The organism is Flavobacterium sp. CAN_S2 (genome assembly GCF_015752255.1).
GTDB lineage: Bacteria > Bacteroidota > Bacteroidia > Flavobacteriales > Flavobacteriaceae > Flavobacterium.
The window spans coordinates 278,042-289,859 of record NZ_JADOVA010000001.1; the positions used below are offsets into that span (position 1 = coordinate 278,042).

At 34.7% G+C, this 11,818-nt stretch carries 12 protein-coding genes and 1 riboswitch; of the genes, 9 read left to right on the top strand and 3 right to left on the bottom strand.

Features of this window, described 5'->3' with window-relative positions; genetic code table 11:
• Nucleotides 1–105: 105 nt before the first annotated feature.
• On the top strand, nucleotides 106–1,557 hold the full coding sequence (locus IWX80_RS01285; protein ID WP_196851844.1) for a S41 family peptidase: 1,452 nt from the start codon (nucleotides 106–108) through the stop codon (nucleotides 1,555–1,557).
• A gap of 70 nt (nucleotides 1,558–1,627) precedes the next feature.
• Nucleotides 1,628–2,248, top strand: a complete 621-nt coding sequence (locus IWX80_RS01290) for an N-acetylmuramoyl-L-alanine amidase (RefSeq protein ID WP_196851845.1) — start codon at nucleotides 1,628–1,630, stop codon at nucleotides 2,246–2,248.
• 69 nt (nucleotides 2,249–2,317) lie between these two features.
• On the opposite strand, the gene IWX80_RS01295 is transcribed toward IWX80_RS01290, so the two are convergent.
• On the bottom strand, nucleotides 2,318–4,273 hold the full coding sequence (locus IWX80_RS01295; protein WP_334682177.1) for a TonB-dependent receptor plug domain-containing protein: 1,956 nt from the start codon (nucleotides 4,271–4,273) through the stop codon (nucleotides 2,318–2,320).
• A 100-nt stretch (nucleotides 4,274–4,373) separates the two neighbouring features.
• Nucleotides 4,374–4,646, bottom strand: a riboswitch (cobalamin riboswitch).
• Nucleotides 4,647–4,728: 82 nt separating this feature from the next.
• Between IWX80_RS01295 and IWX80_RS01300 the strand changes: the two genes are divergently transcribed.
• The 3 genes from IWX80_RS01300 to IWX80_RS01310 are packed head-to-tail and all read left to right on the top strand — an operon-like array spanning nucleotide 4,729 to nucleotide 7,686.
• Nucleotides 4,729–5,871, top strand: a complete 1,143-nt coding sequence (locus tag IWX80_RS01300; protein WP_196851846.1) for an ABC transporter substrate-binding protein — start codon at nucleotides 4,729–4,731, stop codon at nucleotides 5,869–5,871.
• Between the two features lies 1 nt (nucleotide 5,872).
• Nucleotides 5,873–6,904, top strand: coding sequence for an iron ABC transporter permease (locus IWX80_RS01305; protein ID WP_334682178.1), 1,032 nt, complete (start codon nucleotides 5,873–5,875; stop codon nucleotides 6,902–6,904).
• A complete protein-coding gene (locus IWX80_RS01310) occupies nucleotides 6,904–7,686 on the top strand; it encodes an ABC transporter ATP-binding protein (protein ID WP_196851847.1) in 783 nt (260 codons plus the stop codon). The genes IWX80_RS01305 and IWX80_RS01310 overlap by 1 nt, the downstream gene beginning before the upstream one ends.
• On the opposite strand, the gene IWX80_RS01315 is transcribed toward IWX80_RS01310, so the two are convergent.
• Together IWX80_RS01315 and IWX80_RS01320 are read right to left on the bottom strand one after the other, a co-directional pair.
• A complete protein-coding gene (locus tag IWX80_RS01315; protein ID WP_196851848.1) occupies nucleotides 7,683–8,138 on the bottom strand; it encodes a tRNA (cytidine(34)-2'-O)-methyltransferase in 456 nt (151 codons plus the stop codon). The two genes, IWX80_RS01310 and IWX80_RS01315, sit on opposite strands and share 4 nt — an antisense overlap.
• Nucleotides 8,139–8,194: 56 nt before the next feature.
• Nucleotides 8,195–8,770, bottom strand: a complete 576-nt coding sequence (locus IWX80_RS01320; protein WP_196851849.1) for a pseudouridine synthase — start codon at nucleotides 8,768–8,770, stop codon at nucleotides 8,195–8,197.
• Nucleotides 8,771–8,942: 172 nt separating this feature from the next.
• Between IWX80_RS01320 and IWX80_RS01325 the strand changes: the two genes are divergently transcribed.
• From IWX80_RS01325 to IWX80_RS01340, 4 genes are all read left to right on the top strand, one after another.
• A complete protein-coding gene (locus tag IWX80_RS01325; protein WP_196851850.1) occupies nucleotides 8,943–9,308 on the top strand; it encodes a hypothetical protein in 366 nt (121 codons plus the stop codon).
• Nucleotides 9,309–9,517: 209 nt separating this feature from the next.
• The gene (rmuC, locus tag IWX80_RS01330) at nucleotides 9,518–10,888 is read left to right on the top strand and encodes a DNA recombination protein RmuC (RefSeq protein WP_196851851.1); all 1,371 of its coding nucleotides are present in this window, start codon (nucleotides 9,518–9,520) and stop codon (nucleotides 10,886–10,888) included.
• Nucleotides 10,889–10,895: 7 nt separating this feature from the next.
• Nucleotides 10,896–11,261, top strand: a complete 366-nt coding sequence (locus IWX80_RS01335) for a 6-phosphogluconate dehydrogenase (RefSeq protein ID WP_113633475.1) — start codon at nucleotides 10,896–10,898, stop codon at nucleotides 11,259–11,261.
• Nucleotides 11,262–11,807: an acyl-CoA thioesterase gene (locus IWX80_RS01340; RefSeq protein ID WP_113633476.1), complete on the top strand. Its 546-nt coding sequence runs from the start codon at nucleotides 11,262–11,264 to the stop codon at nucleotides 11,805–11,807.
• Nucleotides 11,808–11,818 lie beyond the last annotated feature (11 nt).

Sequence of the window (11,818 nt, forward strand, 5' to 3'; positions counted from 1 at the left end):
ACTGGTTATATAAGTAAGACGAATCAAATATATTTTTGCAACATAAAAACAAAAAATAAAACTAAAGTTAGTATTTTTACGTTAATTAAGTATTAAAACAAATATATGAGAACCGCATTCAAATTTACACTTTTATTATTCATTGCTACTTTTACTTTGCAAAGCTGTCAGGATAACGATGATATTGCACCGCCAGCCAGTTTAGAAATTCAGGATTTTATCTGGAAAGGAATGAACCAATATTATTTATGGCAAGCTGATGTCCCTAATTTAGCCGATGACCGTTTTGCGGATCAAACAGCATTAAACTCTTTTCTAAGAGAATATCCTGTTCCTGAGGAATTATTTGACGCGTTGAGAGTTAACTCTTCCATTGACAAATTCAGTTGGATTGTAAGCGATTATTTAGAACTAGAAGGAAGTCTTCAAGGAACAACTAAAAATAATGGTATCGATTTTGGTTTAAGCTATAAACCAGGAAGTACGACTGAAATATTTGGTTACGTACGCTATATTATTGCAAATTCCGATGCTTCTACTAAAAACATCAAACGTGGTGATTTTTTCACTGCTGTAAATGGAACGCAACTGACCGTTAGTAATTATCAATCCTTACTTTATGGTTCAAACGAAAATTACACGCTAAATCTTGCAGATTTTAACGGAACTACAATTGTTGGAAACGGAAAATCAGTTTCTCTTACCAAAACAGTGTTAACGGAAAATCCAATCTTGGTTAATAAAGTAATAACTTCAGGTACTCACAAAATAGGATATTTAATGTACAATGGCTTTTACGCAAATTTTGACACCCAATTAAACGACGCTTTTGCATCTTTAAAATCACAAGGAGTTACTGATTTGGTTTTAGATTTAAGATATAACGGAGGTGGTTCTGTGCAAACTGCTACGCGATTAGCAAGTATGATTACTGGACAATTCACAGGGAAAGTATTTGCAAAACAACAATGGAATAAAAAAATTAATGATTATTTCGAGGCTGAAAATCCAGATGCTTTGTATAATTATTTTACAGATAAAATAGGAAGTACAACGATTAACAGTTTAAACTTGACTAAAGTTTATATTCTGACTAGCGCAAGTTCAGCATCCGCAAGTGAATTAGTGATCAACGGATTAGAACCACATATCAACGTAATCCAAATTGGAGATGTTACGGTAGGGAAAAATGTTGGATCTGTTACTCTTTATGATTCACCAAGTTTTGGTGCAGAAAATAGAAATCCAAATCACAGATATGCCATGCAGCCTATTGTATTGAAAATTGTCAATTCACTTGGTTTTGGAGATTATTTCGACGGTTTGAAACCTGATTTTCTACAGAAAGAAACGTTAAGTACTTTAGGAGTTCTTGGAGAAACTTCTGAACCTTTATTAAGTACAGCCATTGGAAAAATAACTGGAACATCTCGTATTTCTAAACAAATTCCTGGAAAAGAATTTGAATTTTTTACTGATGCAAAATCAATAAAAGGAATCCAAAATCAAATGTATATTGAGAAAGCACCGGAAGGACTCTTGAAAGCTTTGGAATAAAATAAAAGGCTACACAATAAAACTGCTTTTTTGTAAGTTATTATTGAATAACCAATTAACACAAAACCACATGAAAAAAGTAATTCCATTGTTTCTGACTGTTGCTACTTTTGTCTCTTTTGCATTCGTAATTCCGAATACTATTGAGTCAAAACAAATAAATGTTGTTATTGATGCCGGACACGGCGGATCCGATTTTGGAGTAACTTCCAGTAGTGCCAATGAAAAACAAATTGTGGCCCAAATCACGGAGAAAATCAAATTTTTGAATAAAAACGAAAAAGTGACCATTCACCTAACAAGAACTGGCGACCAATTTCTTTCTTTGAGCGACCGTTCTGCACTAATAAACAAGATCAAACCAGATTTAGTTTTGTCACTGCATGTCAATCAAAATTTGAATCTAGCAAAATCAGGAATGGAATTTTATGTAGCGAAAGAATCGATTACGAAAGAAAGGTCAAATGAAATTGCAGTAGAACTTCGTAACAAATTTATCCGCAACACTGCTATAAAATCATCTGAAATAAAGTATGCACCCTTTCATATTTTAAAAAAATCAGAAGTGCCGGCAGTACTTGTTGAACTGGGTTATATGTCTAATCTTGATGACAGAGAATATTTGACAAATGATGTTCAACAAAACAAAATTGCAGCAACAATCTTAGAATTCATTTCAGAGTTGAAATAACAATAACTCTTACAAACAAAAAAAGGCTTTCAGTTACGAAAGCCTTTTTTTATTGATGGAAATTCCGAATTACAATTTGATATTCATACCCAATTTAAAATTCCTTCCTAAAGTATTATAACCAACATTTTCAACAAAATCAGCGTTCAAAATATTGCTCACCGCACCAAAAATGGATAATCTGTTTTTTACCAATTCATAACGAACAGAAGAGTTTACCAATTGATAAGATCCTAAAACAATGTTCTTTGTAGCAAAAGTAGCTCCGTCAAAAAAAGCATCATTTCTACTGTCTACATATTGATAATCTACATTAAAAAACAATCTTTCATTAATTTGAAATTCTAAAGCTGAATTTACTTTATGTTTTGGAATCAAGCGATCCAGCGCTTTATCTACTTGCGTAAAAGTATAATTTGAATTCCATTTGATTTTTTCGCTCAAGGCAAAAGAGAATTCGGTTTCTACTCCTTTTGCTTTATTCATTCCATCTATATTAATGTAGTTCGAATCGAAAGTTACCGGATTGAAATAAAATCCAATGAAATTAGTTTGCTCACGGTAAAAAGCAACTGCATTCAATTTGATTTTTTTATCGAAAAAATGCGTCTCAAAACCTGCTTCCACAGTTCTGTTTTTCTCCGGTGTCAAATCCGCATTTCCATATTCAGAATACAATTGGTACAAACTTGGCGTTACAAAAGCAGTGCTGTAAGAAGCCAAAATCTTCAATGGAACCGATTTAAAATCATAAGAAGGATTCACATTATAAACCAATTGATTTCCGTACTGACTGTGAACATTCAATCGCGCTCCAGCATTCAGATTCAATCCAAAATCCGTGGAAAGAACTCCAGTAATGTAAGGGTCAATCATATTGAATTTAGTAGCTTCCTTCAATATTCCACCAAAAGGAGTGATACTGTTCATATCATGAAACTGATATTGTGCTCCGGCAACAAGAAAAAACGATTCTGAAAATTCGTATTTATTAAAACCATCAACGTTGACACTTCGGGATTCATACTCTGAAAACCCTGGTTTATTGGAATAAAAATCGAAATCGTTGTACGTTCGAACAATTTTATTAAAGCTGGAATTCAAAACAAATTCCCCTTTAGAATATTTGTATTTTGGTAAAAAACCAAAACGAAATTGTTCTGATTCAGTTGAATTCAAATTGGTATCATTTGCACCGGTATTATCAAAAGAAGCATCATAATCATTGTTGATTTTATCATAATTACCAAAGAAATCCAATGTCAATTTATCCGTTACTTTATACCCTAACTTTGCCAGATAATTGATTCTGGAAAAACGATCTTCTTCATAATTATCCGTAGGATTAACAGGTGCTATCTGTGACATTCCACTTATTTCAGTACTGTTCAACGAGGCAAAATAATTTACTTTATTCGCATTTCCATTTACCGAAAAACCTTGATTATAATTCTGAGCGCTAGTTTTGTCAGTATTTGCAGTATTATTGGTTCCCACATTTACGTATGCATTCCCTTCAATAGCTTTCTTGCCTGATTTTTTTAAAGTAATATTAATTACTCCTGTTCCGGCACCTGAACCATACAACGTACTCGATGCACCTTTCATAATTTCAACGCTTTCTACCTGCTCCACCGGAAGCAAACGCAAATCATACTCAAAACTAATTCCTGAAGCATCATTCACCGGAATTCCATCAATAAGAATCAACACTTGATTGTTTTTTCCACCCCGAATGTAGTACCCTAAATTTTTTCCGGCAGCACTTTGATTTCCGTTAATTTCTACACCTGCAACAGAACTTAATACATTTGCAAGGCTTTGTCCAGCTTTGTTTTTCAAATCCCCAGCAGTAATTTTAGTGATTACTTTTCCTGATTTTTCTTTTGCCAAAGCAAATTTGGAGTCGGAAACTACCACTTCTTTCAATTCATCTTGAGAGGAAATAGTTTCATTTTGTTGCGCAAAAGCACAGCTTGTCATTAGTACGCACAACGCACTAATACGAACGATTTTTTTGTTCATTTTAATTAAACATTTAGTAACAGCAATTTTCTGTTACATGACTAAAAATGGGGAGAAAAGCATAGAATTACCCATACCCAAACCTTTTTTCCCGAAAGTTTGATACTCGATGTAATAGGCAGGTCTCCTGGCTTGCGTCTTGTTGTTTACCTTCCCATTCGTCTTGACGAACAGTGGTTTTGTAGATAACAACAAGCTTGATAGCTTACAGTTGCGGGTACAGCGTGAGATTTTTGAAATTGGATTTATGAAAATTGATTACAGATTTTAAATCTGAAATCAAAAATCGTTAATCAACAATCTTCAATCACTCTCTTCCCTTTTAATGCTGGTTTGAAAAAACAAAACAACAACCTCATTACGGGTGCAAATATAGCTTTATGATTGGAATAAAAAATAAAATTTGATTTTTAAAACGGATTAAATATACCTTTGCAGTTCTTGAAAAACATGTTATGAAATCTTTTTTATTACCATTTACGCTCTTTTTATTTGTCATTTCCATTGGTGGATGCAAACAAAATGACAAGAATCCTACTACCGGAAATACAGCCTCTGCTAATGAAATTCAATATGCCGAGGGATTAGAAATTTACAAATATCAAGGGTATTCCATAGTAAAAGTTACCCGACCTTGGCCTGAAGCCAAAGAAAGTTTCACTTATGTTTTACAAGAAAAAAACAGCATTATTCCCGACAGTTTGAAGCAGTTTTCCATCATTCCCGTTCCAATACAATCCATTGTTGTTACCTCAACCACGCATATTCCGGCTCTTGAAATGTTAGGTGTCGAAAACACTTTAGTTGGTTTCCCAAACACTGATTACATTTCCTCTGAGAAAACCAGAAAACGTATTGATTCCGGAAATATTAGAGAAGTTGGAACGAACGAAACTCTAAATACCGAGGTTCTAATTGATATGGCTCCAAATGTCATTGTGAGTTTTGGTTTAAATGATAGTAATCCAACGCTTGATAATCTTCAAAAAAGTGGTTTGAAAGTACTTTTGAATGGCGATTGGGCTGAACAATCCCCACTTGGAAAAGCGGAATGGATTAAGTTTTTTGGGGCCTTATATGGATTGGATTCCAAAGCAAATAACATCTTCTCTGAAATCGAAAAAGAATACACGAACACTTTGGCTTTAGCCAAAAAAGCAACATCAAAACCTACTGTTCTAAGCGGTGCAATGTTTCAAGATCAATGGTACGTGCCGCAAGGAGAGAGTTGGGCTTCGCTGTTTCTAAAAGATGCACAATCTAATTATTTATGGGCTGACACGAAGGGAACCGGCAGTTTGCCATTGCCTTTTGAAAAAATTCTAGAGAAAGCGCAAAATGCTGAATATTGGATTGCTCCTGGAGATTTTTCTTCGTTGAAACAAATGAGTGACAGCAATCCGCATTATAGTGAATTTACTTCTTTTAAAAATAAAAAAGTATATTCGTACGGCATCAATAAAGGAGCTAAAGGTGGAATTTTATATTTTGAATGGTCTCCTACCCGACCTGATTGGGTTTTGAAAGATTTAATTAAAATTTTTCATCCTGAATTATTACCCAATCATAAACTTTTTTTCTTTCAGAAATTAGAATAAATTGACTAAAACTAACCGAAATACAGTGCTTTTCATCATCCTAACCTTTGGGATGCTATTTTTGTTTGTCATAAATATCAGTTTAGGTTCTGTTTCCATTCCTGTAAAAGAAGTGTTTAGAAGTCTAACTGGCGGAATTGCAAGTAAAGAAACCTGGGAATACATCCTTATCAACTATCGCTTACCGAAAGCTATTGCTGCTATTCTTGTTGGAATGGGGTTATCCATAAGCGGCTTATTAATGCAAACACTGTTTAGAAATCCGCTGGCAGGACCTTACGTTCTGGGATTAAGTTCCGGAGCGAGTTTGGGCGTTGCAACCGTTATTTTAGGCGCAGCGCTGTTACCGCCATTTTTAGCAACACTTTTACTATCCTCTTACGGGATTATTTTGGCCTCCAGTTTAGGAAGCTTCACTGTTTTACTGGCTGTTTTAGCCGTTTCCCATCGATTACGGGATACTATGGCTATCTTAATTGTAGGACTGATGTTTGGGAGTTTAACCAGCGCCATTGTTGGTACGCTGACTTATTTCAGCACCGCGGAACAGTTACAGAAATTCACATTCTGGTCACTTGGAAATCTTGGCAATTTATCTTGGACCTCCATTTCACTTTTAACTATCTGCGTAGCGATTGGATTATTACTCAGTTTATTTAGCATCAAGCCGTTGAACTCATTACTTCTGGGTGAAAATTATGCCAAAAGTTTGGGGTTAAATTATAAAAAATCACGACTGATTATCATTTTTGCCACCAGTATTTTGGCCGGAAGCATCACTGCTTTTGCAGGTCCAATTGCTTTTATTGGATTAGCGGTTCCTCATATTGCAAAGCTAGTTTTTCAGACAAGCAATCACACAATTTTATTTTGGAGTACTATACTTTTTGGGGCGATTATCATGCTTATATGCGACAGTATTTCGCAACTTCCGGGCAGTGATTTGACCTTACCAATTAATGCCGTAACTTCTATTTTTGGAGCTCCGATTGTTATTTGGTTATTAATTAGGAAACGCAAAATGATGGGATAATGGAAAATAAAATCATCTTACAAGGTTCACAAATCAGCATTGGTTATTCTCATAAAAAAGAAAAAACCATTGTTGCTTCCAACATTGATATTTGTTTAGAAAAAGGAAAACTTATTGCTTTAATCGGTGCCAACGGTATTGGTAAATCGACGCTTTTGCGAACCATAACAGGCATTCAAAAACCAATTTCAGGAACTGTTTTACTCAATGGTCAAAACATTCAAGAAATAGGCGCTTTGACATTGGCACAAAATTTAAGTGTAGTTCTCACCGAAAAATTGCCTCCAAGCAACTTGACTGTTTTTGAACTTATTGCTTTGGGAAGACAACCGTACACGAACTGGATTGGAAAATTAACTGCTGAAGACATCGCAAAAGTGAATGAAGCGATAGAATTGACTCAAATTAGTCATCTAGCTGCTAAAAGACACTACGAAATCAGCGACGGACAATTACAGATAGTCTTAATTGCGCGAGCTTTGGCGCAAGACACACCATTAATTATTTTGGATGAACCCACAACTCACTTGGATTTGCTGCATAAAGTGGTATTGTTTAAACTATTAAAAAAACTCACTCAGGAAACTCAAAAATGCATTTTATTCTCCACTCACGATATCGATATGGCGATACAATTGAGTGATGAAATGATCATTATGACTCCAGAAAAAATAGTGCAAGATCAACCGTGTAATTTGATTCTAAAAGGAACTTTTAATACGCTTTTCAAAGACGAGCATATTATTTTTGATGCGTCCAAAGGGAAGTTTGTAATTTCTTAAAGCTTCAATCCTATTTGTCTTTTTGCTTCGCCAATGACAAACGCTACCGAATTAGCGATATTGAAACTTCTTATCAACGGTGACATTGGAATGGTAAGATGATTGGGAAATTCGTTTAAAACTACTTCGCTCAAACCTTTACTTTCTTTACCAAAAACTAACCAGTCACCATCTTGAAAATCAGTTTCCAAATATGATTTTTTGGCATGGGAACTCATCAGAAAAACACGGGATAAATCAGGAATCTGGGCTTTCCACTCTGATACATTTTGATATTCGGTCACATCGAGATGCACCCAATAATCCAAACCTGAACGTTTCAGGTTTTTATCATTGATAACAAATCCAAAAGGATGAATTAAGTGCAAACGGCTTTCGGTACCTACACACAATCGGCCAATATTTCCGGTATTATTTGGTATTTCAGGTTCTACTAAAACGATGTTTAACATTTTATACTTTATTAAAAGATTGAAAAATTAAAAGATTTAAAAATTCGTACTACCCTTTAAATTTCTATTTGAAAATTTTCTACTTCAACAACTTCTCCAGCCTGTAAATCGTTAAGATGTACATTTCCTATTCGAACACGAACCAAGCGCAACGTAGGAAAACCAACTGCTGCAGTCATTTTACGGACTTGGCGAAACTTCCCTTCATTTACCGTTATCGATGCCCAAGAAGTTGGACCGTGACGTTCATCCCTGATTTTTTTTCCTCTAGCTCCAAAAGCAGGAATTTCATGTATTAAAGAAGCATTGCATGGTTTTGTGATATACTTGGTTCCGTTAAAACCAATTTCAACTCCTTTTTGCAATTCATCAATCGCGTCCTGATGGATAATGCCATCTACTTGAACATAATATTCCTTGTCTACTTTCTTGCTTCGAATGATTTCGCTCATCATTCCGTCGGTTGTGAGCAACAATAATCCTTCGGAATCTTCGTCAAGACGACCAATTGCCATGGTTCCTTTCGGAAAATCATACAACTCACCCAGCAGTTTCTTTTTTCTTTTTAACTCGTAAATAAACTGACTTAAATACCCATAGGGTTTGTGAATAATGAAATGCGAATGGGACATTGTATTGGGTTAATTGTGCGCGCAAAGATAGTTTTGTTTTTGCTGGATTTAAAATTGTGACACTATACATTTATTGGTGTAAACCAAAAGCTATGTTAAAAAATTCGATTATATCGCAATAATGACGTACTATTATAAAAGTTATCAGAATTAATTTTTAAAATTACAGCATATGGAAAGCAACGATTTAGGTTCAAAAAAGACAAATAACAAACAAAATACAAACGAAGGATTTAGCGGTCAGAATCTAGACCAAAATACGAATCCTGAAGTATCACATTTAAAATCAGAAGTAGAAACTGATGTACATGGAGATCAAAAAATTGTTCAAAGAGCACGTAATATTGACGGAACTTTAGAACAAAATGAGGACAGCACTCCTAAAAATTTAAGTTCTGATACCGCGAATGTTTCTGAAGAACAAGCAAAAAAAATGGTAGAAAACAAAGATCATAACTCAGACATCATTCCAAATCGATATCCTAATGAGCATCCTGACAATAAGGAAGACCGTGGGAATATAAAACTTGATGAATAAGAATTCAATCTATTTAAAAGGCCAATATGAAAACTAATTCATATTGGCCTTTTTTTATTTATAAATCACTAAAACACACAAATTAAAAGAACAATTAATACCTAAAGCCTCCAAATTCATAAATACTAAAACTTCCATTACTATTTTACTTTCTAAAAGGAAACCAAAAAACTTTTGTTTATTTTTACAACCTTACAAAAAGAAATTCTATGTCAAATATGCTTCCGTTTTTATTGATTTTCATCGTTGCGCTCGCCATTGGTGTTTTTATTGGCAAACTCATTTTCTCCGCTAGATTCCAATCCGAAAAAATCAGTTTAGAAGAGAAATTAATCGCTTTAAATTCTCAATTCAATCAACTGAAAGAGCAAGTTATTGCTGACAAAACCATTTTCGAAAAGCAATTAGAAAATACCAATACAGAAAAAGAAAACATTCGAAGCGAAAAAGACAGTTTGGCCATTCAGCTTTCGAAAAAAGAAGTTGATTTTGAAAATCTTTGGGAACGCAATAAAGAACAAAAGGAAGAAGTCGAGAAACTACAGGAAAAATTCACCAAAGAATTTGAAAATCTTGCCAACAAAATCTTAGACGAAAAATCCAATAAATTTACGGAGCAGAACAAGGAAAACATGAAAAATATTCTGACTCCTTTGCAAGATAAAATTCAACTGTTCGAAAAGAAAGTAGAAGATACTCACAAGGAAAGCATTGATTATCATGCGGCTTTGCGCCAACAAATTCTGGGTTTACGAGAAATGAATATCCAGATGAGCAAAGAAACCATCAACCTGACCAAGGCTTTGAAAGGTGACAGCAAGATGCAAGGAAATTGGGGCGAACTAGTTTTGGAACGCGTTCTTGAAAAATCAGGATTAGAGAAAGGTCGTGAATACGAAGTACAACAAGCGTTCACAACCGAAGATGGAAACCGTGTTTTTCCAGACGTTGTTATCAATCTGCCTGACGGTAAAAAGATGATTGTCGATTCTAAAGTTTCTTTGACGGCTTACGAAAAATACATCAATGAGGAAGATGATATTTTAAAAATAAACTATTTAAAAGAACATGTCAATTCCATCAAACGCCATGTTGAGCAATTAGGAAATAAAAATTATCATGATTTGTACCAAATAGAAAGCCCAGATTTTGTTTTGTTGTTTATCCCTATAGAACCCGCTTTTGCGATGGCGCTGAATGAAGATACGAGTTTATATAACAAAGCATTCGAGAAAAACATTGTCATTGTTACTCCTGCGACTTTATTAGCGACTTTGCGAACGATTGATAGTATGTGGACTAACCAAAAGCAACAGGAAAACGCACTCGAAATTGCGCGACAAGCGGGTGCATTGTATGATAAATTTGAAGGTTTTGTAGCTGATTTAATCAAAATTGGTAAAAAAATTGACGAAAGTAAAACAGAATACAGCGGTGCAATGAATAAATTGGTGGAAGGAAAAGGAAACCTGATTGTGAGTGTTGAAAAATTGAAAAAAATGGGAGCTAAAGCCAAGAAAGCACTTCCGGAAAGCATATTAAACAGAGCTGAAAAAGACGAAAATCAACTTTTAAATTAAGCAGAAAATGAGAAAATTTTTAATGGTTACCACTGTAATAGTAGTATTGTCTATTGTAGGTTATTTTACTTTTTTATACAACGCCACGTACAGCGAAGGAGTTCGTTCCGGCGAATTGATTAAGGTGAGTAATAAAGGCGTGGCTTTCAAAACATGGGAAGGTGAAATAAGTCAGGGAATTTCTGGTGCACAAATCTTTTCTTTTTCGGTATTAGATAGCGAAGAAAAAGTAATTGCGGACCTGCAAGAATTCGAAGGACAATACGTGCAGGTAAATTATGTAGAACGTTACCGCACCTTTCCATGGTGGGGCGATACTCGTTATTTTATCACAGAAGTTAAGAAAGTAAATTCTCCATTTAAAATAAAATAGATGAATCGCACTTTTAAAACCGTAGCTTCCTCAGACATTAGTATTTCCGAGTTAATGTTACCTTCCAATACGAATTTCAGTGGAAAAATTCATGGCGGATATATTTTATCTTTACTGGATCAAATCGCATTTGCTTGTGCCTCAAAATTTTCCGGCAACTATTGTGTAACTGCCTCCGTAGACACTGTGAATTTCTTAAAACCTATTGAAGTCGGGGAATTGGTTACGATGAAGGCCAGTGTAAATTATGTAGGAAACAGCTCCATGATTGTGGGTATCCGAGTGGAAGCCGAGAATATACAGACTGGAAAAATCAAACATTGCAACTCTTCGTATTTTACAATGGTGGCAAAAGATAGCGAAGGCAAAAGCACGCCAGTTCCAGGTTTAATCCTCTCTAATATGAAAGATGTACGTCGTTATTTCAACTGTATCAAGCAGGTTTCCTTGAAAAAGGAACAAAACATTCATGAAGAAGTTTTTGATTACACTTCGGAAGAATCATTAGAAAGTTTAAAAAAATACAATGTCAAGTTAGAACTATAAATGCAACGAAA